This is a genomic window from Colwellia sp. 20A7 (assembly GCF_009832865.1).
Taxonomy (GTDB): Bacteria; Pseudomonadota; Gammaproteobacteria; order Enterobacterales; family Alteromonadaceae; genus Colwellia.
Window position 1 is genome coordinate 1388774 of record NZ_CP047130.1, and the last position, 26458, is coordinate 1415231.

20 protein-coding genes are annotated in these 26458 nt (G+C 35.8%); 12 read left to right on the forward strand and 8 right to left on the reverse strand.

Going from position 1 to position 26458, the window contains the following annotated elements:
• The first annotated feature begins 23 nt into the window (after window positions 1-23).
• The 6 genes from GQS55_RS05995 (at window position 24) to fdx (ending at window position 5301) form a co-directional block, all read left to right on the forward strand.
• A complete protein-coding gene (locus GQS55_RS05995; RefSeq protein ID WP_159818875.1) occupies window positions 24-1238 on the forward strand; it encodes an IscS subfamily cysteine desulfurase in 1215 nt (404 codons plus the stop codon).
• A 76-nt stretch (window positions 1239-1314) separates the two neighbouring features.
• Complete coding sequence (gene iscU, locus GQS55_RS06000) at window positions 1315-1695, forward strand: Fe-S cluster assembly scaffold IscU (RefSeq protein ID WP_159818877.1); 381 nt, start codon at window positions 1315-1317, stop codon at window positions 1693-1695.
• A 60-nt stretch (window positions 1696-1755) separates the two neighbouring features.
• Complete coding sequence (iscA, locus tag GQS55_RS06005) at window positions 1756-2079, forward strand: iron-sulfur cluster assembly protein IscA (RefSeq protein ID WP_159818879.1); 324 nt, start codon at window positions 1756-1758, stop codon at window positions 2077-2079.
• A gap of 375 nt (window positions 2080-2454) precedes the next feature.
• Window positions 2455-2982 (forward strand): co-chaperone HscB, encoded by a 528-nt coding sequence (hscB, locus tag GQS55_RS06010; protein WP_159818881.1) that lies wholly within the window; start codon window positions 2455-2457, stop codon window positions 2980-2982.
• Between the two features lie 50 nt (window positions 2983-3032).
• Window positions 3033-4907, forward strand: coding sequence for a Fe-S protein assembly chaperone HscA (hscA, locus tag GQS55_RS06015; protein ID WP_159818883.1), 1875 nt, complete (start codon window positions 3033-3035; stop codon window positions 4905-4907).
• 55 nt (window positions 4908-4962) lie between these two features.
• A complete protein-coding gene (fdx, locus tag GQS55_RS06020; protein ID WP_159818885.1) occupies window positions 4963-5301 on the forward strand; it encodes an ISC system 2Fe-2S type ferredoxin in 339 nt (112 codons plus the stop codon).
• 134 nt (window positions 5302-5435) lie between these two features.
• Here fdx and GQS55_RS06025 read toward each other — a convergent pair whose 3' ends face one another.
• From GQS55_RS06025 to GQS55_RS06040, 4 genes are all read right to left on the reverse strand, one after another.
• Window positions 5436-5963, reverse strand: coding sequence for a hypothetical protein (locus GQS55_RS06025; protein WP_159818887.1), 528 nt, complete (start codon window positions 5961-5963; stop codon window positions 5436-5438).
• Window positions 5964-6110: 147 nt separating this feature from the next.
• Entirely contained in the window at window positions 6111-7418 is a 1308-nt protein-coding gene (locus GQS55_RS06030) for a YHYH protein (RefSeq protein WP_236559774.1), read from the reverse strand.
• Window positions 7419-7736: 318 nt separating this feature from the next.
• On the reverse strand, window positions 7737-8897 hold the full coding sequence (locus GQS55_RS06035) for a murein transglycosylase domain-containing protein (RefSeq protein WP_159818889.1): 1161 nt from the start codon (window positions 8895-8897) through the stop codon (window positions 7737-7739).
• A 229-nt stretch (window positions 8898-9126) separates the two neighbouring features.
• Window positions 9127-10665 (reverse strand): methyl-accepting chemotaxis protein, encoded by a 1539-nt coding sequence (locus GQS55_RS06040; protein WP_159818891.1) that lies wholly within the window; start codon window positions 10663-10665, stop codon window positions 9127-9129.
• Between the two features lie 364 nt (window positions 10666-11029).
• Between GQS55_RS06040 and GQS55_RS06045 the strand changes: the two genes are divergently transcribed.
• The 4 genes from GQS55_RS06045 (at window position 11030) to GQS55_RS06060 (ending at window position 16083) form a co-directional block, all read left to right on the forward strand.
• On the forward strand, window positions 11030-11566 hold the full coding sequence (locus GQS55_RS06045) for a hypothetical protein (RefSeq protein WP_159818893.1): 537 nt from the start codon (window positions 11030-11032) through the stop codon (window positions 11564-11566).
• Window positions 11566-13347, forward strand: coding sequence for an OmpA family protein (locus GQS55_RS06050; protein WP_159818895.1), 1782 nt, complete (start codon window positions 11566-11568; stop codon window positions 13345-13347). Before GQS55_RS06045 ends, GQS55_RS06050 begins: the two co-directional genes overlap by 1 nt.
• 95 nt (window positions 13348-13442) lie before the next feature.
• On the forward strand, window positions 13443-13940 hold the full coding sequence (locus tag GQS55_RS06055) for a Rab family GTPase (RefSeq protein ID WP_159818897.1): 498 nt from the start codon (window positions 13443-13445) through the stop codon (window positions 13938-13940).
• Between the two features lies 1 nt (window position 13941).
• On the forward strand, window positions 13942-16083 hold the full coding sequence (locus GQS55_RS06060) for a sensor domain-containing protein (protein ID WP_159818899.1): 2142 nt from the start codon (window positions 13942-13944) through the stop codon (window positions 16081-16083).
• Window positions 16084-16424: 341 nt separating this feature from the next.
• On the opposite strand, the gene GQS55_RS06065 is transcribed toward GQS55_RS06060, so the two are convergent.
• Entirely contained in the window at window positions 16425-17831 is a 1407-nt protein-coding gene (locus GQS55_RS06065) for an amidohydrolase (RefSeq protein WP_236559775.1), read from the reverse strand.
• Window positions 17832-17925: 94 nt separating this feature from the next.
• Window positions 17926-20559 carry a TonB-dependent receptor domain-containing protein gene (locus GQS55_RS06070; RefSeq protein WP_159818903.1) on the reverse strand — a complete coding sequence of 878 codons (2634 nt, stop codon included), beginning with the start codon at window positions 20557-20559 and terminating at the stop codon, window positions 17926-17928.
• Window positions 20560-20829: 270 nt separating this feature from the next.
• Here GQS55_RS06070 and GQS55_RS06075 point away from each other — a divergent pair, with 270 nt between their 5' ends.
• Window positions 20830-21360 carry an RNA polymerase sigma factor gene (locus GQS55_RS06075; protein ID WP_159818906.1) on the forward strand — a complete coding sequence of 177 codons (531 nt, stop codon included), beginning with the start codon at window positions 20830-20832 and terminating at the stop codon, window positions 21358-21360.
• Window positions 21357-22502, forward strand: a complete 1146-nt coding sequence (locus GQS55_RS06080) for a FecR family protein (RefSeq protein ID WP_159818908.1) — start codon at window positions 21357-21359, stop codon at window positions 22500-22502. The genes GQS55_RS06075 and GQS55_RS06080 overlap by 4 nt, the downstream gene beginning before the upstream one ends.
• Window positions 22503-22626: 124 nt before the next feature.
• On the opposite strand, the gene GQS55_RS06085 is transcribed toward GQS55_RS06080, so the two are convergent.
• Both GQS55_RS06085 and GQS55_RS06090 read right to left on the reverse strand, forming a co-directional pair.
• Window positions 22627-24909 carry a peptidase U32 family protein gene (locus tag GQS55_RS06085; protein WP_159818910.1) on the reverse strand — a complete coding sequence of 761 codons (2283 nt, stop codon included), beginning with the start codon at window positions 24907-24909 and terminating at the stop codon, window positions 22627-22629.
• Between the two features lie 407 nt (window positions 24910-25316).
• Window positions 25317-26270, reverse strand: a complete 954-nt coding sequence (locus tag GQS55_RS06090) for a DUF808 domain-containing protein (RefSeq protein WP_159818911.1) — start codon at window positions 26268-26270, stop codon at window positions 25317-25319.
• Window positions 26271-26458 lie beyond the last annotated feature (188 nt).

Consider the following 26458-nt stretch of genomic DNA (forward strand, 5'->3'; position numbering starts at 1 on the left):
GTACAAGTGGAGAGAGAGAGCCAATGAAGCTTCCTATTTATTTCGATTATTCAGCAACGACCCCTGTTGACAAACGTGTTGCTGAAAAAATGATGCAATATATGACCACTGATGGTCATTTCGGAAACCCTGCATCCCGTTCACATAAGTTTGGCTGGCAAGCTGAAGAAGCAGTTGATGTTGCGCGTAACCAAATTGCTGAATTAATTAATGCTGACCCACGTGAAATTGTTTTTACTTCAGGTGCTACAGAGTCAGACAACCTTGCAATTAAAGGTGCTGCTAACTTTTATAGTAAGAAAGGTAAGCATGTTATTACGTGTAAAACCGAGCATAAAGCTGTATTAGATCCATGTCGTGAATTAGAGCGTCAAGGTTTTGAAGTTACGTATCTTGATCCTGAAGATAACGGCTTAATTGATTTGAAAAAACTTGAAGCAGCTATGCGCGAAGATACTGTTTTAGTTAGTATTATGCATGTAAATAATGAAATTGGTGTTATTCAAGATATTGGCGAAATCGGCGAAATGTGTCGTGCTCGTAAAATTATTTTCCATGTTGATGCCGCACAAAGTGTTGGTAAAATTAACATTGACTTACAGCATTTAAAAGTAGATTTGTTATCAATATCTGCTCATAAAATGTATGGTCCTAAAGGTATTGGTGCATTGTACGTACGTCGTAAACCACGTATTCGTCTTGAAGCACAAATGCACGGTGGCGGTCATGAGCGTGGTATGCGTTCTGGTACCTTAGCGACTCACCAAATTGTTGGTATGGGTGAAGCTTGTCGTTTGGCAAAAGAAGAAATGGCACAAGATTTTGCACATGCAACTGCTATGCGTGATCGTTTATGGGCTGGCTTAAACCAAATGGAACAAGTGTTTGTTAACGGCGACTTTGACAAACGTTACCCTGGTAATTTAAATGTAAGCTTCAACTTTGTTGAAGGCGAATCATTAATTATGGCATTAAAAGACTTAGCAGTTTCATCAGGCAGTGCCTGTACTTCTGCAAGTTTAGAGCCTTCTTATGTTTTAAGAGCGCTTGGTTTAAATGATGAAATGGCACATAGCTCAATTCGTTTTAGCTTTGGTCGTTTCACTACAAGTGAAGAAGTTGATTATGCAATCGACTTAATACAGAAATCTATTGGTCACTTACGTGATATGTCACCGCTTTGGGAAATGTTCAAAGACGGTATTGATTTAGACTCAATTGAATGGGCAGCTCACTAATTTTAATCTATTCCTTACTGGCAATTATGTTGGTAAGGATTAAAAAATAAAGTGAAAACTGTTAGGAGAAAATATTATGGCTTATAGCGAAAAAGTAATCGATCATTATGAAAATCCACGTAACGTTGGTTCTATGGATAAGAATGATCCATCTGTAGCAACTGGTATGGTTGGCGCACCTGCGTGTGGCGATGTAATGAAGTTACAACTTAAAATTTCAGCAGACGGTGTTATTGAAGATGCTAAATTTAAAACTTACGGCTGTGGATCTGCCATTGCTTCAAGCTCATTGGTAACAGAATGGGTTAAAGGTAAGTCAATTGAAGAAGCTGGTCAGATTAAAAACACTGCCATTGCTGAAGAATTAGCTTTACCACCGGTAAAAATTCATTGCTCAATTTTAGCTGAAGATGCTATTAAAGCGGCAATTGAAGATTACAAAAGCAAAAACGGTTAATAAACCGAGTTTAAGTTAATAAGATAAGTTCAGTACAAGAATCAAAACAGGAAAAGTAGTATGTCAGTTACCATGACGCCAGCGGCAACAGAGCGAGTTCAATCTTTTATGACGAATCGAGGCAAAGGTCTTGGTTTGCGTTTAGGTATTAAAACGACAGGTTGCTCAGGCTTGGCTTATGTACTTGAGTTTGTTGATGATTTAAATGAAGATGATCATATGTTTAATATTGAAAACGTTAACATTATCATTGACACTAAAAGCTTAGTTTATCTTGATGGTATTGAGTTAGATTTTGTTAAAGAAGGTCTGAACGAAGGCTTTAAGTTTACCAACCCTAATGCCAAAGGCGAATGTGGTTGTGGTGAAAGCTTTAACGTATAAGTGCATAGCTTTTTAGTTTAGCTTGATTTTGTTTGGCTCTATTGCTAGATAAAAGTACTGATAAATTCTTCGGATAATATTTAAACATCCGAAGAATTATCTGCTAAACGTTATCTGTTAAGAACATAACGGACTATAAGCAACGGTATTAAGCGAGTAAACAGAGTAATAGCTTAAAGTCAGTGTACAGAGCAAGAATACAGGATGTACGGAATAATGATTTAGGTCAATTCCGTGTTTTCGTTTTATTTTTGTTATGATGTTTGTCTTATGCTTTTGCAGTTTTGTTTTTATGTAAGATACAAGCACTAAACACCGTTAACTTTAACCATCATTACAATATCTTAATCGAGTTTAAATTCTTTAGGTAACCAAGTGAATTACTTCCAATTATTCGGGATTGAAGTTACTTTCGATGTCGATTTAAATCAACTATCTCAAACCTATCAAACACTGCAAAAGTCGGCTCATCCTGACAAATTTGCTCATGCTTCGAGCCAAGAGCAGCTTATTGCAGTACAAAAATCGGCAGAGCTTAATGATGCCTATCAAACAATAAAACAACCTTTAGCACGTGCGGAATATATTCTTACCTTACGAGGCGTAGAATTACCTAACGAGCAACATACTTTTGGTGATACCAGCTTTTTAATGAGGCAAATGGAACTAAGAGAAATGTTGGAAGACGTGACCCATGCTGAAGACGTTGACGGTGCTTTAGAAGCTGCGCAACAAGAGCTTGCTCAAGAATATCAGCAACACTTTAGCTTATTACAAGCACAAATTTGCGAAAACACTGAAGCGGCTAATATGTTAGCATGCGATAATTTACGTAAATTGAAATTTTATCAAAAACTCAATATTGAAGTAGATCGTCTTGAAGATAGTTTGTTTGACGATTAGCAAACAGCGTCTTTTACTTTTTAACTCAGATAACTGAACATAATTAAAACATGGCTTTATTACAAATAGCAGAACCCGGACTTAGTACAGTACCTCACGAACATAGATTAGCTGCAGGTATCGATTTAGGTACAACAAATTCACTTATCGCTAGTGTGCAAAGCGGTGAAGCGAGCACGTTAGTTGACCAAGATGGTCGCGATATATTGCCTTCTATTGTGAGTTATCAACCAAATGATATTTTGGTAGGTGAGGCAGCAAAAGCATTAAGTGTGAGTGATCCTCAAAATACTATTGTATCGGCTAAACGTTTAATTGGTCGCTCTTTAACTGATATTCAAAGTAAGTATCCTTCTTTGCCATATCAATTTACCGGCGATGAAAACAAGCCAGAAATTGTCACTCGTCAAGGTAATATTAACCCTGTACAAGTGTCGGCTGAAATTTTAAAAAGCTTAGCCCAACGTGCTGAAAAAGCACTGGGTGGAGAGCTTACGGGTGTGGTTGTTACTGTGCCTGCGCATTTTGATGATGCACAACGTCAAAGTACCAAAGACGCGGCAAAATTGGCTGGCGTTAACGTATTACGTCTTCTTAATGAGCCAACGGCAGCTGCTGTTGCTTATGGTCTTGATTCAGGACAAGAAGGTGTGATCGCTATTTACGATTTAGGTGGCGGTACCTTTGATATTTCAGTATTACGCTTAAATAAAGGTGTATTTGAAGTACTTTCTACCGGCGGTGATTCGGCATTAGGTGGCGATGATTTTGATGTTGTTTTAGCTGATTATTTAGTTGAGCAGGCTGGTTTAACTCGCCCATTATCTCCATCGCTTGAACGTCAATTAATACAGCAAGCTTGTTATGCTAAAGAACAATTAACGACATTGGATAATGTTGACGTTACGTTAACATTCGACTCGGCTGACAGTAATGACCAAACATGGTCAACTAACTTGTCAAAAGAAACTTTTGATGGTTTGATTTCAGCTTTAGTGAAAAAAACCTTAAGAGCATGTCGTCGAAGCTTAAAAGACGCTGACATTAGCATTGATGAAGTACTTGAAGTTGTTATGGTTGGTGGCTCTACGCGTGTACCTTTAGTACGCAGTGAGGTTGAAAAGTATTTCAATAAAAAACCATTAACATCAATTGATCCAGATAAAGTTGTTGCTATTGGCGCGGCTATTCAGGCTGATATTCTTGCCGGTAATAAACCTGACAGTGATATATTATTACTTGACGTTATTCCATTATCGCTTGGTTTAGAAACGATGGGCGGCTTAGTTGAAAAGGTTATTCATCGTAATACCACTATTCCTGTAGCAAAAGCGCAAGAGTTTACTACCTTCAAAGACGGGCAAACAGCCATGGCTGTGCATGTTTTACAAGGTGAACGAGAGCTTGTTGATGATTGTCGTTCGTTAGCACGTTTTGAATTACGTGGTATTCCTGCCATGACAGCAGGTGCTGCACATATTCGTGTAACATTTAAAGTTGATGCTGACGGATTATTATCTGTGAGTGCAATGGAAAAATCTTCTGGCGTTGAATCAAGCATTGAAGTGAAACCTTCTTTTGGTATCGACGACAGTAAAATTGCACAAATGCTTAAAGATTCAATGAATAACGCTAAAGCGGATATTGATGCTCGTATGCTAAAAGAGCAACAAGTTGAAGCTGCACGTGTTATTGAATCGGTTAAAGCGGCAATCGTGTTAGATCATCATTTACTTAATGAAGAAGAAACGTCTACTATTGAGCAAGTGATAAATTCGTTAGCTGAAATTAGCCAAGGTGACGATGTTGATGCTATTGAAGCCGCGATTAAAAAATTAGATAAAGCGACTGATGTATTTGCTGAACGACGTATGGATAGTTCAATTAATAAAGCGTTAAGTGGTCAGTCTGTCGATAAATTATAAAGAAACAACTTACTTGTATCTTATGACAATACAAAGATAAAAAGAGATAAATAATATGCCAAAAATTATATTTTTACCCAACGAAGAATTATGCCCTGATGGCGCTGTCGTTGAAGCTGAGAAAGGCGAAAGTGTATTAAACGTTGCCTTGAGAAATGACATTGGTATTGAGCATGCTTGTGAAAAAGTTTGTGCTTGTACAACGTGTCACGTAATTATCAGAGAAGGTTTCGACTCAATAGAAGAGGGCGATGAACTTGAAGAAGACATGCTAGATAAAGCATGGGGCTTAGAGCCAGAATCTCGTTTAAGCTGTCAATCTATTGTAGGTGATGAAGATTTAGTTGTTGATATTCCTAAGTATACTGTGAATATGGTATCTGAAAATCACTAAAGTGAATTGAGTTTAATGCCGGCTTCTAGTTAGCTTCGCTAGGCTCAAACAAGTAATATTAAAAAGGGTAATAACAGTGATGTTATTACCCTTTTTTGTTGAACCTATATGCCGAAACTTTTAGTTTCGTTTGATTAAAAAATAGAAACACTTGAATTTTGAGGTGTTAGCTTAAGCTTTCTTTTTTGATTATCACTTTTGCGGGTCGCAACAATATCTAATACTTGCTCTGTCGGCGCAGTTCCAAACAAGTCTATTGTGTATTCCAATGGGCTAAGTAAGTCAGTTAAATTGTATCGTCCCATCACAACCAGTTGTGATACAGGATCTTTTGGTGACTGATGCGACGTGACGGGAGAAAGGATCATATCTTCTAACACTAACTTTCTTTTTTTATCTTTTAGTACAACTTTTTCGTGGATAACATTGGTAATAACACTGCGGTGTTTAGTAAATTCAGTGTTTGACAGTTTGCCGTCATTATCATCATCAACGCCTTCAAAAGCGGTAATAGGCAATGAAAGCACCATAAATACGCCATTATCAATAATGTTGAGTGTGCCACGTTGCGACACCATAACATGTGCAGATGCGTGCTGTGATAAGAGTATGCTAGATAGCAAAGTAACAACTGAGATAAGGCTTTTTTTTATATATTTCATAAGGTGGCTCTATAGTTTATTTAACTTAACTAAATTTAACTAAATTTAACTTAATTAGTTTGGATTAGTTGAGAGTATTCATTAGGAGTTAACACAACAGGCTTTTTACTAAAATCACCTGTTATGCACCTACTCAACTGAGTACTCTTATTGTGGTGGTGGACCGCCAGCCGATTCTACTTCACCTGTTACACAACGTTGGAAATATGGGTAAGTGTCAGTTGCATAATAATGATAAATTCCTTGTGGAAATTCGGGGGTAACGCCAACTCGACCATTACATTCATCTAAATCACCAGAATCAGCAATATATTCCCAATCTTCAGCAAATGTACCTAGGCTATAAGTTTCAGTTGATGGACGAGATGTTGATATGTCTGTTTTTAATTGATAACTGCCTGTTACCGCTTTTATTGCTGAGGTTGAATCGCTAGCAATGGTATAACCATAACGCGCATAGATAGGGAAGCCGTCAGCAGCCCAACCGATAATTGTCATTTTAGTCTCATTGCCATCTTGTTGAGTAATGAAGCCTTCAGGCATACCATGGTAATGATAAGCACCGCCTGGTTGTACATGCGCGTTGTTGTCGTCGGTACCAAAATCAAAATTATTGTGACCTAATGCTTCAATATGCCAATTACCTGAGTTATCGATTAAGCTACAGTTTTCTGCCGAATCATCACAACTTCCTGCTGTACCTGCATCAATTTTTACACCATTGAGTACATAACCAGTAACACCGGCAGGTCCGCCTAATGTTGTTGCTGTTGTCGTTTCAACAGGTGTTAATGTAAAACTGTCGGTTATACTTTGTTCTGTGATTGAATTTGGATTGTCTTCGTTGGGGAAAGTGCCAACAGCGTGATCAGGGACACCATTTGCTGTTATTTCACGCTCTTCATCTGTACAGCTCCAAGTAACAGTACTGTATAATTGTACTGAATTTGATTCATTATAAGCGTCGTAGTTATAGTCACATAAAACACCTGTTGTTGAACCGTCAGAAACTTCCGACACGGTAATATCAACACTATCAACTTCACTGTTTTCTTCGTCATCATTTACCATTAGCGTGACAACATAAACACCTGCTACATCTGCTGAAAATGAGGTTGTCGAGTCAGTATCGCTAGATAATGTAGCAACACTGCCGTCAGGTAACGTAGATAAGCTCCATGAGTAGCCAAGTGTGTCGCCATCAGCGTCACTACTTGCTTCGCCAGATAATGCGACTGTACTACCAACAAATAAGGTTTGGTCTGCACCAGCATTGGCAACCGGCGCAGTGTTAGTGTCAACCGTACTGCCGGTATCACCTGTATCATCCGAATCGCTGGTACTGCTTCCACCGCAAGCCGCAAGAGAAGATGCAAACAATAAGCTTAGTAAGGCGGTACTTGCATTATTTCTACAGCTTAATGTTCTTTTTATGTGTAATAGAGATGGCTTCATTTGACACACCCTCCAAGGGGATAATATTTACAATTGGTTTATATGCTGTAAATAATAATAGGTCAATGTGCAAATAATGTGCATATAATGAGGAGTTTTTTTGTTATTCTGAATATTTCTCGTCATTCTGAGTCTCGCTTTTATTCAACCACACGCATGGGATTCCGTATTAAGTGAACTACGGAATGACAGAAGTGGTGACCAACGGAGTGACGTCGCTCTCTAAGTTATGCTGTGTAGTTCTGGGGATTCAGAACCTCGCTTTTATTCAACCGCCCACGAACTGACTATATCGTGGGGCGTTTTGATTATTATCTATCAGTAACTTTTTTCAGCCTTAGTTACTTTTTCTAAATAACGGCGAGATTCTGATTTAGGGTGTTTTTGTGTCAGTAAATAATAAACATCGTTAGATGACTTTGTGTTGAGTACTTTCATCGCTGTTGTTCTATTACTGTGAAAGGTTTTTAGTACATTTCCTGCACCACCATTGTATGCAGAAATAATTGAATAATGTCGGCTAGTTGAATTAGCAACTTCGTTTAAATAGTTGTTATTTAGAATATACAAATAGGCAGCGCCAATATCAATGTTATAAGCAGGATCAAATAGTTGTTGTTTTGTTGGCATGCCAGTTTTATTTTTAATGCGTTGGAATACATCAGCACCTGCGGTTTTTGGCACAACTTGCATCAAGCCGTAGGCATTAGCTGAACTTACTGCCAAAGGGTTAAAGCTACTTTCAGTTTCAATTATTCCATAGATCAATTGTGGTGATATTTGATAACGTTTAGCTGCAGCGAGTACATAGGTACTGTATTTTTGTTCGCGTAAATGCTGATGCTTCTCAACCATATCAATTCTAACTGCGTAAATTTGTTTTCCGTTGTTGTTATATTTTTGCAATTTGAACTCGGTTAAATACTTGGAAAATCGATTAGCACGCCATTGATATTGAATCGCTTTATCATCATGATCAAGCACTTGCTGATATAAATAAGGCTGGCCTGACAGTTTGGGAATATCGCTTGAAAATATATCAGTTTTACTAGGATCTGCTGTTGATAATAGGGTAGTGGTGATGGCGTTTTGTAAATTAGTGAGCGTTTTAGTTTGAGAACTATCTGCTAAAGTTTCAATTAGTATGGTGCCTTTTTCAAAATCAACAATTGCACGGGATCTGTAATTATTTGTATATTTAACCAGTTTTTTATTATTAGGTACTTGCGGATTTTTTTCGCCCCATACGTCACCAACTTTTTGGCTTAATTCATCCAACAACGCTTTAATATCACTGACATCTTTGAGAATAAGTTTATTGGTGTGAACTGCTTGTTGAGCAATAGCAATAATATCTGGATTATTAGATTCTATTTGTTTAATTAAGGTTTCGGCGCTTCGAATTGAATCTAAGTTTGGTGTGGTTTTGCAGCTAGTTAAGCTGATGATAAGAATAAGCATTAATGTTTTTTTAAACATTACAGCTAACCTTTACATCACGGTGATTCTTTGTGCTAGTGTATTGTTTCACATTTGGGATGGGCAAAAGTCATAATCCATATTAGTGTTATATTTCACAGTTCAATAACTTTCTAAATTACTCTATAGAATACTTTGTAGATTGTTTATGCGGAATAAACAATCTACAAAGTAGGAGAACTGATAATTGTGTTTAAAAGCTTAAAGTTTAAAATGATGAACGGTTGTATTAATGAAATGTAGTACTTAGTGCTTCGATTTCTTTGGCACTATTGTTAACACTTTCTCCACTTAAGCTTACTTTATTACATAGCACTTCATTTTCTTTTGAAATAATATCTATATCTGTAATTTGCTTGTTCATTTGTTCAGATACAACATTCTGCTCTTCAGTCGCTGTCGATATTTGTGCGGTCATATCACTAACATCACCAACACTTTTCATGATATTTTCGATAGCTTGTTTAATAATTAATGTATTAGCAGAACATGCCTCAGCACTATCCTTACTTACTAGCATTACTGTACTCCACTCTTGTAAAGTTTTTTGTAATTCTAACACTGAACGTTGTATATCTCCGGTTGCATCTTGAGTTCTACTGGCTAATGTTCTCACTTCATCGGCAACCACAGCAAAGCCTCGGCCTTGCTCCCCGGCTCGTGCTGCTTCAATTGCAGCATTAAGGGCTAGTAAATTAGTTTGATCAGCAATACCTTGAATCTCACTCATAATCTTTGAGATTTTATCAACATCTAGGACTAAACTCTCTGCACTATTTGCAGCCGAATGAACATCATTAGCGAGGCTACTCATTCTTTTTTGATTGTTTGTGACTAAGTTTGTCGCATCGTCACATTCTTGTTGAACTTGTGTCACTTTATCATGTGTCGATACGGTATTTTCACTAACATTACTAATAGTGCTACTCATTTCATCAATAGCAGTAGAAAACTGTTCTAATTGTTGATTAATATTTGAAGTGCCTGTCAGCATTTCGTTTGAGGCTAATTTTAATGTTTCAGCTTGACTCGATAATATTTTTCCCGCGTCATAGCTACGGCCAAGAACAGTACGTATGCGGGCTTGCAATAAGGTAGTTTGATATTTCGTTATATTCGTTAAGCCCTTACCGGTAAAAATAAAGCGAGATGGACTATCAGAATGTTTTTTAATTTCTTCTACATAATTTGGAAAGGTAAATAATTCTTCAGAAAAAATAAGTGCTGTGGCCATGATATTCAACAAAATAATAACTGCGGTGATATATGAGTCTAAATATAATAAAGAAAATAAAAGGGAAGTGGCGAGCATAAGTCCGATAATAAGACGTTTTAATTTTGTGTTTGCGTGAAAGTCTGACACAGTTTTTTGAGCATTTAATTTATCATAAAAATTTTGAGCATCATTTTTTTGTTGAGTTGTGGGTTTTACCCTGACTGATTGATAACCTGTAATTCTACCTCCTTCTGATAAAGGGGTTACATAGGCATCTACCCAATAATAATCGCCATTTTTACAACGATTTTTAATCATACCACGCCAAGACTCGCCATTTTTTAACTTCTTCCATAGATCAGAAAAAGCTTCTTTTGGCATATTAGGGTGGCGAACAATATTGTGATGTTGTCCTTTTAGCTCTTCTAAAGTGTAGCCAGCTACCCGACAGAACTCTTCATTCGCATAAACAATATCTCCTTGTAAGTCAGTAATGGAAACTAATTGTTCATCGTTTGAAAAATTGAGTTCTTTGTTGGTTGTATTTGGCATTTATTATCCTTTAGTTAACTTTTAGACTTTGTACTACTTATTTCACTACGTATTATAGTTAACAAATTTTAATGTACTTAATTGAATTATATCTATTTATTATATATTAATTAATGGTTATAGGTAAATAGAGGTGTTAAGAAGCTTGTAACTATAGTAGTAAATATTTCAATAGTTGCGCTAACTTTACTGTTAATTATATTTATTAAATTAAAAAAATAAAATTAATATACTGTATAGATAATAATCATTGTGGTGCTATAGTATTAATTTAAATCAGTTTAAAAAGCTAAACAAGTATATTTTTAATTTACTGGAACATTAAATATACCGCACTATTTTTTGCTTAAAATGGAATATTCGTATGTCAAATAAAAATAAAAACGATGAAGAAGCACAAGAATCTATTACCCCCATTGGAGAACTTGATCAACTTAGGCAAATAGTCTTTGGTGATGCCCAGCAGCAGCTAATTACACAACTAACGACATTACGAAGTGATATGGAGCAAGCCCTTAACGAACAAGATAAAAAGTTTTCAATTCGTTTAGATAAAATGCAAATAGATATTAGTCAACAATTAGAAAATTTAGAAAAACAAGTAAATTTTGTTGATAAACGTCATGATGATAATGAAGAAAGTATGCAAAAAGACCATACCAGTTTAGCGTCAGAATACGAAATGTTTACCGTAGCAACACAGCAAGATTTTAAAGATATTGAACAGTCGCTTAATAGCGAAAGTGCGGTATTGTCTAATGGTTTCAATGAACAACTTGAGCAGCTTAAAAACCATCTTGAGGCGGTATCAAAAGAATTAAGTTCGTCTAAAACCGATCGTAAAACACTGGCTAAATTGCTGGCAACAATGGCAACAAACTTGGCAGATGACCAGCTATAATGTCGAAGTCATCTGATACCGAGCAAGTTGAATCTGAACAGCAACTTGAACAATTAAGATCGCTAATACTGGGTAAAAACAGTCATGTGGTAACCGACGCTATTCAAAAAGAAGCGCGTACTATTGTGGGTGAGGTATTTACTGAAGCATTACACGATAGACAAAAAAAAGATGGCTCGGTTAATAAAGTTTTATTGCCTATTGTAGAAGATGTGGTAGAAGATTCGGTCGCACATAATAGTGACAGGTTAGTAAACTCCCTTTATCCCTTAATGGGCAGTTTAGTAAGAAAGTCAGTGACGGCTTTTCTAACTGATTTTATGGAAAAAACAAACCAGTTAATTGATAGTAGCCTAACATTGAAAGGGTTAACTTGGCGCATTAAAGCCTGGCAAGCGGGTGTTAAATTCTCACAGTATGTTGCTTCACAAACATTTGTTTATCGAGTTGAACATGTTTTTTTAATCCATAGAGAAACAGGGTTATTACTAAACTCGGTGAATTTTAATAGCACAGCGAAAAGTGATGCCGATTTAATTTCTTCTATGTTAACGGCAATTAATGACTTTGTTGGTGATTCTTTTTTAGATAATGAAGATGGATTAAAAGAACAGCTAGAAACGGTGACAACCGATAATTTCACCTTATTAATAAAGCCAGGGCCTAATGCATTGGTAGTAGCTGCGGTAACAGGTAAACCACCGCAAAAAGTTAGTGATAAACTACAAATAATATTAGAAAGTATTCACAGTTTGTACGCCAATGATCTTATGCAGTTTAACGGCGATAATGAAGCCTTTGTTACGGCCGAAAATTTACTGAGAGATTGTTTATTAGCAGAGCAAAAAACACCAGAGCCTAAAAATAAAAAAACACCTTGGTTTGCTTGGTTGGCTGTTTTAGCCTTTATGATTTTAATTGGTTTTCAAGCGGTAAAGTGGTGGGAGAACCAAGCTTTAACCGATAAGCTGATGACGCTAGATCATGAATCAGGTGTTGTTATTAATCATATTGACGTACAAAGTAATAACAAGGTTAAACTTGATATTTTACGTGATCCTGACGCTATTTTGGTTTCTGAATGGTTAGAGGAAAACAGTCTTACTATTGAGCAACTATCATTAACTGAGCGACTGTATCATTCTTTAGATTCTGACATTCTAAATATCAGAGCACAACGGGTTTTACTTGAATATCCTGAACTTAACATGATGTGGAACAAAGAACGTTTATACTTATCGGGGACACTCGCTGTACTAAAATCTGAAAAACTGGTAACTGCATTGATGGCCGCTGGTTTTACGCTAGAAAGAAATTTAATAATAGAGGATGTTAAGCCTCCTTCTGCTAATGAAGCCATTTCAACTAAGGCGATTAAAGCGCAAATATTTAAAGATTTAGTTGGTAGGATAACAACTATTCAACTTGACTTTCCCGTTGCTAGTGCTGATGTAACACCAAATATGCACTCAACTCTGCAGCAACTTTATCAATATTTTCATCAACTAAACCAATTAGCGGATGAACTTGATTTAAACGTTGGTTTAGTCGTTATTGGCTGTAGTGATAATTCAGGTAGTATTGCTAAGAATACGTTATTAAGTAGGCAGCGCGGAGAAAATACGGGTAATGCTTTAAATCTTTTAGGGCTAAGTAAAGAGCAAATGTATGTTACAGGTTTAGGGCAAATAGATATTATGAACGTAAAAAATAATGCAAGAAAAGTTCTCTTTAACGTGCTATATGTAAGCAGTGGTGAAAAAACAAACAAGAAAATGTAATCAAATAAAAATGTAAATGTAGAATAAACGTTAAAGGGATATGCCTGATATCAACTGGCATTTTAACAGCACTATACAGAAATTGGAGACGGCTTTTGATTCAAAAGAAAATTTGTTTACTCGGTGCCTCTAGCGTAGGAAAAACAAGTTTAGTTAAGCAATTTGTGGAAGGTATTTTTAACGAAAAATACCTAACGACTATCGGTGTTAAAATTGATAAAAAAGTTGTTACGCTAGAAAATAATTCTCTGCAGTTTATGCTCTGGGATATTGAAGGCAATGATCGCTATAATGCTTTTCAAGAACGCTATTTACGTGGCGCATCAGCCTATATTATTGTCGCGGATCAAACACGCACTACCTCTTTAATCGAAGGTTTAGAAATTCATAGTCTCGCCCGAAAAGTTGCTAAATGTCCCGCTATTCTCGCTATCAATAAAAGTGATTTACAACCAAGTTGGCATTGGGAAGATAAAGGGCTAGAAGATTATAAAGATTTGTTTGATTTACATTTTTATACAAGTGCTAAAACCGGCGCAAATGTAGAAAACATGTTTATTGAGCTGGCTAAATTGCTGCAAGAGAATTCATAGCATGACTTCAATACTAAATAATGTACTAAATGCAATGCAACAAGTTATTATTGAACCTGTTGATGAAAAGCTAGCACTCTTTAAACTTATTGGTGGATCTGGCCTATGGGCTACTGAATTACTTCCTCTTTCTACTAGCCAACACATCTTTAGCATTGACGATAACTCACCTTTCTTGCAAGATTTTCTTATCGATGCGCAATTTATATGGAACGGCACTGAAAATAGCCGAGTCCGCTCTGGATTTTGGACAGAAGTTGTCGCAAATAAAAAAGAATTACACTTAGAAGCGATTGCGATTAAACAAGACGAACAGAATTTACTGATTATCAGTAATCAAACTGAAGAATTCACGCTTCGTCAAAGCACCATGCAGTCTGCTCGTGAACTCTCTTTATATAATGATCATTTAATAGAACAAAATGAGTATCTGCACACAAGAATTCTAGCTATTTTTAATAAGCCTTACGAGCAAGAAAATATTATTACTGCGCTAACTAAAGCGATTGAAAATGCAGGCTTTGCAGTACTTATTACCAAAAACAACTTTACTACTATTATTGCTAATACTGCGGCATTAAACCTGTTTAAAGAAGATGGCTCTACAATTGATAAGCCGTCGAGCCCCGTTGATATTATTGTTCAACTCTTAAAAAACCAATTACCAGAGTATGAACGCATCATCGCTACTAAATCTAGCTGGGATGGCGAGCTCTGCTGGATGTCTCCACCGTCGACATTAAAATGGTTGAAAATTGCTTTGTACCCTGTTTTAGATGACCTAAACGAAATAAAAAACTGGATTATATTTGCTAATGATATTAGTAATATCAAGTATTTAGTACAACGAAATGAAAAAAGTGATTTACAGGATATGTTAACCAAATTACCAAATAGAATTTCGTTTTGGCAAACATTGGAAAAACAAATAGTATCAAATGTTCCTTTTTATTTATTATATGTAGATATCAACGATTTTAGACGTCACAACGAATTTTATGGTCATGACGAAGGAGATAAATTACTTGTTGAGATGAGTGGTCGGATTAAAAGTAGCATCAAAACATCTGATTTTATCGCTAGGGTAGGAGGTGATGAGTTCGCTATAATTTTAACTGATATAGATAATCAGACTTGCTGTGAAGGTGTGGTTGAAAGAATCCTTGATTGTACCAGAGAGACATTTCAAACTAGTGAGTTAGAGAACTTTAATATTAACTTAAGTATAGGTGCAGCTAACTTTCCACATGATGCACACAGCGTTGAAGAGTTAATGAAGTTTGTTGATTTAAGTGCCTATAACGGTAAAAAATCAAAAGAAAATTCGTTACAATTTTATTCTCAATCTATGAAAGATGCATCACGCCTTATTATTGAAGTAGAACACGAGTTAAGAGAAGCGATTAAGAATAATGAGTTTGAATTATTCTTACAGCCGATTATAGATTTAGAGCTAAATAAAATTGTCAAAGCTGAAGCATTAATTCGTTGGAACCATCCTACTAAAGGAATGCTATTTCCTGATTCTTTTATTTCTATTGCTGAAAAAAGTGGATTGATTATAACTATTGGTAAGTGGGTGATTGATACAGCTTGCCAAATGGTTGATAAAATTAACAAAATGGGACACAAAGTTAAAATTTCACTGAACCTTTCACCAGCTCAAGTGTTTGATGAAAACCTTTTTCCTCATCTACATGCCTGTATTAAGAACAATAAAATAGACCCTGGTTTATTAGAGATAGAAATAACGGAAGGTGTGATGGTTGACGATTATGCCATTACTGAAAAGCTTCTTAATAAAGTAAGAGCGATTGGTGTTAGTGTTGCTATTGATGATTTTGGTACGGGTTATAGTTCGTTGTCGTATTTAAAAAAATTACCTTTAGACTTTTTAAAAATAGATCGATCGTTTGTTAGAGACATTGTTAGTGATGATAACGATAAAGCTATTGTTAGAGCTGTTATTGCCATGGCACACAATTTAAATTTAGGGGTTATTGCGGAAGGTGTTGAAACCCAAGAACAGTTAGACTTTCTTGCACAAAATTCATGTAATTCAGTACAAGGTTACTTCTTTAGTAAGCCAATTGAATTTAGCTCTTTTATTATGTTACTTCAAAATCAAAAAGAAAAAACCTAAAGAAGCACCGCTAAAGTGTAGGTTTAAAGCCGTACTATTTTTAAAGCTGATATTAGATTATTATTATTATCGACAACAATTTATTCTGTCCCAACATAGAAGGGGAGCTATGTTGGGACAAATTGACGATGTTTATGGTGAAGTGTGATTAATACAAATCTCACTAACTATGTGATCATTCCTACTTGCTAAAATCACCAACTACATCGTTATTTATTTAATAATTAGAATAACTAGTTATTGAAATAAAAGCCTTGTATTTGGCAATTCTTTCTACGTATAAAACTGCTCACTTAATTAATGAAACTGGCATAAGCCTAAGATAACTTCTTTTGCTGAAGTTATAAAATCGATTTCCCTTGGCTGATTAGTAATTCTTTAACTTTATTACTAAATTCATGTGCTCGTTTAATTACATTCTGTTCATTAGCGGTTAATACCTCACGATTTTTCATTAACAATTTACCATCAACAATACTATGCTTTACATCGGTCGCATAAGCCGAATAAACTAAAACTGAATATGGGTTATACATAGGGGTCATGTTGGCTGATTTTGTATCAAAAACAATAATATCAGCTAGTTTTCCTATTTCTAATGAGCCTACTTTATCTTCAAGGTTCAAAACTTTAGCACCACCCATAGTTGCCATTTTTATGATGTCTACGGCAGGCATAACACTTCGATCTTTATTCCATAGTTTGTGAATCTTTGCGACTTGGCTAAACTCGTCGATTAAGCTAATGGTATTACCAGACATAGGACCGTCAGTACCTAAACCAACATCAACCCCTTGTTTTAACATATCAAGTACAGGCGCAACGCCTTTCGCAGATTTAATATTAGCGCTGATATTATGTGCGACGCCAACGCGATTTTTTTTCAATAAAGTGATGTCATTATCATTAGCTAAAATCACATGGGCACCGACTAAATTTTTATTTAGAGCACCTATACTCTCTAAATATGCGATAGGAGATAACCCATCAGAGCGCTCTGCTATTGTGGTTTGTTCTTTCTGAGATTCTGCTAAATGAGTCAATACAGGAACATCATAAAGTAGCGATAATTCAGCTATTTTTTGTAAATCTTCAGTGCTGTTAGTATAAGGGCCATGAGGAGCAAAAGCAGGCGTTATTCGGGCATGACTCTTATATTTCTTAATGAATTTTTCTGCATAAGCAATGGCTTCTTTTGGTGTTTTAGCATCGGCTTGTGGATATTTAATAACCGTTTGGCCTAGTACCGCTCTAAGACCTATTTTATCAACAGCTTTAGCGACTTCATCTTCAAAATAATACATGTCAGCATAAGTCGTAACACCACCTTTTAACATTTCTAAGTTGCCTAATTCGGCACCTAAATAAACCATTTCACGAGAAACAAACTCTTTTTCAAGGGGAAAAATATAACCATGTAAACGATCACTAACATCATCCCCTAAAGAACGAAATAGTGACATAGATACATGGGTATGTGTGTTTATAAATCCAGGAAGCACTAAATCTCCATCGAGATCGAGCGTTTCAACAGCAGAAAACTGTTTTGCTTGTGTTTGTGGTCCTACTGCAACAATCTTGTTTCCCTTTATAGCAATAAAGCCTTGAGGGTATTGCGTTAGCTTTGCATCCATTGTTAAAACATGCCCATTGATTAGCATTATATCAACTAGTTCTTCGGAAAAAGATGCTGAAGAAAACAACAGTGCAATAATAGGGAAATATAGTGATAGGCATTTAAATGGCACTCGGGTAGACCTTAATATGTTGGTTGAATAATTCAGGATACATAACATGATGTTAAGTATCCTGTACAATTAACAGGAGTAAAATAGCTAAGGTTTAAAAGCTAATTTTAAACTCTGCTCCCCAAAAACGCCCATCGTTAACAATACCTGATAGATTGTTAAGAGTGAGTCCGCCGATGAGTGATGTTTCGTCAGTAATATTTCGACCAAAAGCCGCTACTTCAAGGTCATATTCATTTACTGGCCAGTTATAACCAGCACGAATACCACCTTCTAAGTATGGGTCTTGATGCATCTCTACTGCGTCAATTAAAGAGAATTGTACTGAACTTGCGTATGACCAATCGGTATAAACATAAAATTCACCATCACCCAATGTTTTACTATAACGTAATGTGAAATTACCGATCCATTCAGGAGCACGGGGTAGTGACAGTCCATCAACACCGATTAAACCATCTTCATTAACTGAATTTCTAACAGTACAGAAACTACAGGTAGAAATAGCAACGTCGGTATCTTTAATTTCAGTTTTATTATAACTAACACCTAAGGTCATTAATAAATCAGCAGTAATTGCGTACTCTGTATCCACTTCAAAGCCATATCCTACCGTTTTATCTAAATTTAACAATTCTTTAGCGGCACCTTCATCAAATGAAGATTGGGCTGTCATTTGTTGATCATTCATTTGAAAGTAGAAAATATCAAAATTAACACGAGCTGCGCCATCTAATAAATCGGATTTAGTACCGAATTCAATAGAGTGTATCGTTTCAGAATCAGCAACGCTTAACTTAGGGTCACTGCCACTAACAATACGGCCTTGAATACTTGGTGCTCTGAAGCCTTTAGCAATACGACTATATAAGTTAATATCATCAGAATATTTATAACTAGCACTTAAGTCCCAGCTGATTGCTGAATCTTCAGGGTTAGCATAAAAAGGGTTAAAAAATTCTCCATCACTGGCAGTTGATATAATGCGTTGCGCGACATAATCTTTTTTATCTTTTGAATAACGAATACCTGCTGTTATCTTCAATTCATTCGTTAGATCATAGTCTCCTGAAGCAAATAATGCCCATGCATCAGTTTTTTGTGTTTGTGTTAGGTAACGTTTAACACTGCCATCTTCATTGTAGTGATAAGTGTCTATATCAAGATCTTCTGAAAAAATGAAAAAACCAGCTTGATAATCAAATCTTCCTAATTCGTTTGAAGCAATACGAAATTCTTGAGAAAATTGACTGTGATCCGGTATACCATCGGCACTTTCTACTGAGAATGAAGGAACGGTACCTAGCTCACCGGTATAGCCTGAAGGGTCTGAAAAACTACTGACACGGTAACCGGCATCGACATCCGCACGTGAAAACATTTCAACAGATTCATAACCTGTAACAGAGGTATAGGTATGATTATTAACAACATATTCTAATTTAACACTGCCGCCATTGACTTCAACATCTTGAGTCGCTCTTTGTGCGGCATCATGATAAATGACATCTCGATCAAAGCCATCTTCAAAGTCATTTGTTCCCGGTTTTATTGCACTGGCACGAAAAACTGTTGGCGTACCTTCTAAATCACGCATGTGATAATTGAATAGTGCTGAAAAATCTTGATTCGGTTCGTACAAAACTTGTAATCTTGCCGCTTTATCATCGTATCCACCTAAAACATCTTTTTCTTCAAATCCAGGGGCTTTCGTTGAAATCCAATCATCACGTGTTTGATTTAATACAGATAAGCGTACTGATACAGTATCGGTTAAACCACCGCTTAATGCTGCTTGCGTTGAAATAGTATTTAATGAACCAATTGATGTGGTTAAGTATCCTTCAAAGTCTTGTGTTGGTCTTTTAGACGTAAACTTAATTAAACCAGCAGGGGTGTTACGGCCAAATAAAGTACCTTGTGGACCTCGTAGTACTTCAATACTCTCAACATCAAAAACAGGAAAGCCTTTTAATATAGGACTTTCTTGAACAATATCATCATAAATTACGGATACTGGCTGAGAAGCATTTAAATCATAATCTTGATTACCTAAACCGCGCATGTAAAAACGTGGAAATGAGCGGCCAAATGAAGATTCAATTTTTAAGCTTGGAATTCGTGCCGACATAAAACGTATATCCGCACCACTTGCGCTTGCGCTGTCTAACAAGTCACCTTTCATTACAGATACTGAAATAGGTACTTCTTGTAAGTTTTGCGATCGACGTTGTGCTGTAACGATAATTTTTTCTATAACTCTTTTATCTTTTTTAACATTAGCTGTATCAGCTTCCGTTAAATTATCAGTACTTTCTGTTGTTGTTTTAGGTTGTTTACTACTTGAATTTTGTGGTGACAGTGGAAGCTTTTTTCCTGGTTGAGCTTCTTCAATCGCGATAGTTTTTTTATTAATATAACGAAATTGAAGTTCTGTATTTTGCAGAAGCTTATTTAATGCTGCTTGCTCACTATATAAACCTGAAAATGGTTGAACTTTTAATCCTTCGGCTACGTTAGAAAAAAATACGATTTGCTTGCCAAACTGCTGAGCAACACTTTGTAAAGCATCGTCAAGGGGGAGCGCTTCAATTTTTATCGTAACTTGCTTTTCTGCTGCAGCTTCTTGAGCACTTGCCTCCATTGCAACAGTGAAGTTTCCAGCCAAAGATAACAAAATAGATAGTAATATTGGTTTCTTTTTCCACACGGGTGTTTTTATTTTCATGTTTAGGTTCCTATAACCATATAATTTTTGTTTTTTATATACAATAAAGCTTGTGATATTTTTCTCGCCTATTAATGAAGAGTTACGACAGATCATTTTTAGGTACTAATTAATTTATATTTTTTAATTTTATTTTTTTGTACCCAATCTTTGATCTACAACACTCTTATTAAATGGGGATATTTAAATGTTATTTTTATTAACTAAACATCCAGTTAAAAATATTAATAATGAATTTTTCATAACTATTTTATGATGATATAAGAATCTATGAGCAAAAGTACCGTAAATAAAAAAAGTCGTTTTATTAAAGGATTATATGAAAGTTCATATAAAGAATTATTTTCTTTTTTACTTCGACGCTCTACTAATAAACAACAGGCACAAGACTTATCACAAGAAACTTATCTCAGACTTATTCGGGTAGAGCGAACAGATCTGATTGAACAGCCAAGAGCTTACCTTTTTCGTATTGCAGCTAATTTAGTCTATGAAATGCGAATTAAAAGTGAACGACATTGTGAGAACGTGACTTATCCCTTAGAGGAAGTAGAAGATATTCCTTCGGCTGATGACCCTCAACTTAATTACGAAACTTCAAAGGCTATTAAGGATCTTGAAAAAATCATTGAAGATCTTCCGCTTATTTATCAAACTGTATTACTGATGAGAAAAAGAGATGGTTTAAGCCATAGCGATATCGCTAATAAGCTTGGAATTTCTATTCACACAGTGAGAAAGTATTTAACAAGAGCAGTTGCTGAATGTCGAAAAGCACACAGTATGGGTGATCCATCATGAATAATCATAATATTATTGAGCAAGCAAGCCATTGGGCAATGTTATATGATGAAGGCGAGCTTGATAGCAAACAAAAAGTTGACCTATCTAATTGGTTATTGAAAAGTCCTGCGCATATTGAAGAGTTTTTACATGCAGGCGCTATTTTTAACTTATTAGAAGGTATTGATGCCAACAAAAAAATATCTGTAGATGCCTTAATTGAAAAAATTAATCAGCCCACATCTGCGGTTATTGCTTTTGATTCTATGCAAAATAAAGCACCGTTAGGAGAAAATAGCACAAAGAAAAAAAGTTTTAGTAACATATTATTAGCCTTAGCTGCGAGCGTTATAATAAGTGTCTGTAGCTTATATGGTCTGCACTATTTTTCTTTAACTAACGATACCTTTGCTAATTTAAAAGTACCTAATCAAGATCGTAATCAGTACACCACAGTATTAGGCGAGCAAAGAAGTATTACGTTAAGTGATGGCACAATTGTTTATTTGAACACCTTAACTAATATAAAAATCGACTACAATGAACAGTATAGAAATATCCACCTTAATCGGGGGGAAGCGATATTTAAAGTCGCACATAATCCTGATAAACCCTTTAGAGTCTGGGTTGATGGTGTTATGTTTCAAGCGGTAGGTACTGAATTTAATGTTAGGGATAAGCAGGGGAAAGTGGAACTTACCGTTATTACTGGTGAAGTGGCCTTAACTAACCAGATAGTTAATAATGAAAAACTCGATGTTGAAGAAAATACTATCAGATTATCAGAGAATACAGATTTAGATTTGAAATCATCTAAAACACTTATTGTCACTATTGGTCAAGAAGCATCTGTTCAGGCTAATGGGAAGATCACTACCGATGTTAATGCTGATTTAAATAAAAAGACGTCATGGAAATTACGCCAGTTAATTTTTAAAAATGATACATTGGAAGACGTAATTCATGAGTTCAATCGCTATAATCAACTGCAAATAGTGATTGAATCAGATTTATTATCTCGCTTGCCTATTACCGGAATTTTCGAAAGTAACGATCCAAGCTCTTTAATTGAATTTTTGAGAAGCTCAGGCAAAGTTAGTATTAAAAAAGATAATACTAATAAGGTTAATCTTTTTTTATCGCAGAGTAATAATATTTAATTAGGGATTTGTAGTCTATAGGTTGAGTTTCAATCAATAAACTATAAATATTTGAAGACGAATTGCCTTAAAAGCAATTCGTCTTTAATATCGATAATATAAGTACTTCTCTGTACCTTAAAGACTAAAGGCCGTTATGGTATTGAACACTCGTTGACTGTGGTACTAGTGCATTAATATTGTGCGCAACTTCTTTTTCATCTGCTGCTTTAGCTAGTAGCTGTTCAAACTGTTTGATCAGTACAGCTTTGTCTGGTGATTCTTTATCGCCAGCGCCAATGTTGGTTAGATCAATCATAAAGCCGTCATATAAATCAGAAAGATCGTTAATGATCTCCATGTTTAAAAACTGATCCTGATTATAAATACTTGGGTAACCTGCTTTTTGTTTATCAATAGCAAAGTTATCGCCTTTCAAGTTGGTTATGCTCGTTGATTTATCACACGAGAGCATGCAACCGTTATCTATTCTTGGTTTGTCACAACCGACACTTTGTTGGAAGAAGCATTGTCGGCTAGTCATTAATAAAATAGGGTGATAAATACTGTAGAACAATTCAAAGTTTTCAGGGCGGGCAATACTTCTCATTTGTTGCTTGTTAATTTCGTTTGAGATAAACGCGCCGCTACAGTCAAACGTCTCTTTCATCGCTAATAAAGCATAAGAGTTAGTTGTATTTAAGAATGGACCTGCAATCCATTTAATGCCTAACCGGTATGCTTCATAAGCGATACCTGTGTTATTTGTTACGATCAGTTCAGGTTTTACTTGCTGTAAAATATTTAAAGCAACGTCGTAATCTTTACCTATTAATACCGATGGAAACCATGGGATTAATTTTGGATTTTGTTTGAAAAAATCAACGTATTTAGTGCAACCACGCTTGTAAGCATCAGGTAATTTAAAGTAAACGTTAGCATTTGTTACATTAGTTAAATTAATATCTTCTTCATCACAAATCAGTAAAGATAACTTAGGCTTAACGTATTCTGCTTGAGCGTTTGTTGGCTTAGGATAATTTTTAAGTGGTGGCAGTGTCACTTCTGGTAATACTGCTTTGTTGTTATTTAAGGTTAACGCGAGTTGCTTTTTCAATTCGGTTAATTCTTTAAACGGAATACTTAACCCTTGTGCTAAATTATCAATATTAATTGCTGTTAAATTATAGCTGTTGTTGTTAAAGCTTTTAAAACGCTTATCGATAACGCTTGAATCAATACTCGCTTTATCACTTTGTGTAAGTAAGCTGGTTGATTGCACTTTAAATTCAATATTATCGTCTTTTTCAATCACATTTGCGGTGATCGTTAAAGGCTGATCAAGTGCACCTGAAAAGGTTAATGTCAGTGGCAGTTTTTCAATGGTTAAATGTTTTATTTTATCAAAAACAGTGGCTTTAATTTCTTTGTTTTGTTGATGAAGCTCTTGTTCAACTTCATGTATTTGTACCACAGAAATTGCTTTGCTTTTATCAACGGCATGCTTAGTTGAATTATCGCGTGGGTTATCAATAAACATTGACTGATTCAAGTCACCACGTAAGAAAGCATTAGAAAAGTCACGGTTAAATACTTGGTAAAGACGTTCGCCATCTTCTGTTAGCTCGCCAGTATTTACGAAGCCATCAATTTGTTTTCTAAAACTATCTACTATGGTATGTACATAGTTAGCGCCTTTGATACGACCTTCAATTTTAAATGAATGAACACCTGCTTCAATAAGTGCAGGTAAGTCGAAGAAGGCGGAATTATCTTTAATATTTAATGGAAAATTATTGCCTGATTCTGTTGTTTCATATTCTTCACGGCAAGCTTGGCTACAACGGCCTCTATTACCTGAATTACCAACACTGGCTGAGGTTGAATAACATAAACCTGAAAAAGCAACACACAGTGAACCATGAACAAACACTTCAACTAAGGTTTCATATTCTTCTGCTACTTCAGTGATTACGGCTATTTCTTTTAGGTTTAGCTCTCTTGATAAATTAACGCGAGAAGCACCCAATTTTTTCAAGAAAGGTATTTGCCCAACATTATGCGTAGTAAGCTGTGTTGACGCGTGAATATCTAATGTCGGAAAGTGCTTGGTGATTAAATTGAACATGCCAATATCTTGCACTATTACGCCATCAAGCGTGGTATTTGCTAATTTACTTAGCAATTTTGCTAATGATTTAAACTCACGTTCTAAAATAACGATATTTAACGTTAGGAAGATTTTACATTGATACTGATGTGCTAATCGAATAACACCCACTAATTCATCAAAGGATAGGTTAGACGCTCGATTTCGGGCATTGAATGTATCTAGACCACAGTAAACCGCATCGGCACCAGCAATAATTGCCGCTTTAATCGCATCAACATCGCCACCGGGTGCTAATAATTCAATTTCAGAACTCATTTTATAACCTACTCTACAACTTTGATTGGTATAATTTTAAAGGAGGGATTTTACCCGTATACTTACCGAAAGAATAGCGTTAAATAAGTTGAGTCGCCTTTGCTTTCGGGCTTACTCGTTAAATAGAGCGTTTTTATCGACTAGTCCCTAAATTAGTATTAATACTTGATACCGAAGCAGAGGTTATACAAGCGTGGTTCTGGATAAAGTGAGAGATTCTGAATCAAGTTCAGAATGACGGAGAATCTTCACAATGACAGAGGATATTCAGAATGACGACAAAGCGTCAGCATAATGTAGAGAGCGCCGTCATTCCGTAGTTCACTTAATACGGAATCCCATATGAGTGGTTGAATCAAAAAGAAATTCTGAGTCACCTGAACTACACAGCATAACGATTTGTAAAACTATGCATGCTTAGGCTTAACGACTATTTTTCTAATCATAACTTCAATAAAAACCAACAAAGCGCCTAAACAAAAACCAACAATTAAATCGATGGTCAATGGTGTAATACTTGAAAGTATATTTCCGATAAATGGAGCTGTTGCCATAAAATCAGCGACGGCTGTTATGTAAGCTTGCGTGGCATGTATACCGTGTGTGATAAGTGAACCACCAACAAGCCACATGGCTGCCGTGCCTGCAACGGCTAAAAATTTCATTAATTTCGGAGCAAAGCCAATCATCAGTCGCCCTAAAGCACGTTTGAACTTTCCCCATATCGATGCCGACTTATCTTGTATTAGTGCTAAACCCCCATCATCAATTTTAACAATACATGCAACTAATCCATATACGCCAACAGTCATTAAAATAGCGACAAAAACCAATACTGATATTTGTGTTGAAATGTCTTTATCAGCAATAGTACCTAAGGCAATAATTATAATTTCAGCGGATAATATGAAGTCTGTTCTAATAGCGCCTTTTATTTTATCTTTTTCAAAACTTTTTAAATCTATGTTTGGATCTTGTAATGCGGATTTCAACTTTGCTTTATGCGCTTCAACCGCAGCTTTATCTGTAAAGTTATGCCAAACTTTTTCGAAACCCTCATAGCATAAATAGGCTCCACCTAGCATAAGTAGCGGCATAATGAGCATGGGTAAGAAATAGCTAAGTAATAGGGCTATAGGAACTAACATGGCCTTGTTGAGCATTGAACCTTTAAATACCGCCCAAACTACAGGTAGCTCTCGATCAGCACGTATACCACCAGAAAGTTGTTCTGCATTGACGGCAAGGTCATCACCAAGAACACCTGCTGTTTTCTTCGCAGCTACTTTCGATAATACAGCAATGTCATCGAGCAACATGGCAATATCATCAAGTAAAGTAAGTAAACTAGCGCCAGCCATAAAGAATTCCATCAAAATAATTAAGAGTAACTATCATGGTGTTTTTCTTTTTACTAATCAACCTGAACTCAACTTAATAACCTTTTATTTAATTGTATAAGCGGGCTTAATGTTATTTTTTGATAAAGCTAATTTTAGTTAAGCATATTAAGAAATAGCCTCATACTTTGCGCGGCAAGGCTATTTAT

What these genes read in the sequence shown, in the direction of transcription:
- GQS55_RS06075 (WP_159818906.1), top strand. Translation starts at nt 20,830, where the DNA reads ATGAGCAAAAGTACCGTAAATAAAAAAAGTCGTTTTATTAAAGGATTA.
- iscU (WP_159818877.1), top strand. Translation starts at nt 1,315, where the DNA reads ATGGCTTATAGCGAAAAAGTAATCGATCATTATGAAAATCCACGTAAC.
- GQS55_RS05995 (WP_159818875.1), top strand. Translation starts at nt 24, where the DNA reads ATGAAGCTTCCTATTTATTTCGATTATTCAGCAACGACCCCTGTTGAC.
- fdx (WP_159818885.1), top strand. Translation starts at nt 4,963, where the DNA reads ATGCCAAAAATTATATTTTTACCCAACGAAGAATTATGCCCTGATGGC.
- GQS55_RS06040 (WP_159818891.1), bottom strand. Translation starts at nt 10,665, where the DNA reads ATGCCAAATACAACCAACAAAGAACTCAATTTTTCAAACGATGAACAA.
- GQS55_RS06070 (WP_159818903.1), bottom strand. Translation starts at nt 20,559, where the DNA reads ATGAAAATAAAAACACCCGTGTGGAAAAAGAAACCAATATTACTATCT.
- GQS55_RS06045 (WP_159818893.1), top strand. Translation starts at nt 11,030, where the DNA reads ATGTCAAATAAAAATAAAAACGATGAAGAAGCACAAGAATCTATTACC.
- hscA (WP_159818883.1), top strand. Translation starts at nt 3,033, where the DNA reads ATGGCTTTATTACAAATAGCAGAACCCGGACTTAGTACAGTACCTCAC.
- iscA (WP_159818879.1), top strand. Translation starts at nt 1,756, where the DNA reads ATGTCAGTTACCATGACGCCAGCGGCAACAGAGCGAGTTCAATCTTTT.
- GQS55_RS06025 (WP_159818887.1), bottom strand. Translation starts at nt 5,963, where the DNA reads ATGAAATATATAAAAAAAAGCCTTATCTCAGTTGTTACTTTGCTATCT.
- GQS55_RS06080 (WP_159818908.1), top strand. Translation starts at nt 21,357, where the DNA reads ATGAATAATCATAATATTATTGAGCAAGCAAGCCATTGGGCAATGTTA.
- GQS55_RS06030 (WP_236559774.1), bottom strand. Translation starts at nt 7,418, where the DNA reads ATGAAGCCATCTCTATTACACATAAAAAGAACATTAAGCTGTAGAAAT.
- GQS55_RS06085 (WP_159818910.1), bottom strand. Translation starts at nt 24,909, where the DNA reads ATGAGTTCTGAAATTGAATTATTAGCACCCGGTGGCGATGTTGATGCG.
- GQS55_RS06060 (WP_159818899.1), top strand. Translation starts at nt 13,942, where the DNA reads ATGACTTCAATACTAAATAATGTACTAAATGCAATGCAACAAGTTATT.
- GQS55_RS06035 (WP_159818889.1), bottom strand. Translation starts at nt 8,897, where the DNA reads ATGTTTAAAAAAACATTAATGCTTATTCTTATCATCAGCTTAACTAGC.
- GQS55_RS06050 (WP_159818895.1), top strand. Translation starts at nt 11,566, where the DNA reads ATGTCGAAGTCATCTGATACCGAGCAAGTTGAATCTGAACAGCAACTT.
- GQS55_RS06090 (WP_159818911.1), bottom strand. Translation starts at nt 26,270, where the DNA reads ATGGCTGGCGCTAGTTTACTTACTTTACTTGATGATATTGCCATGTTG.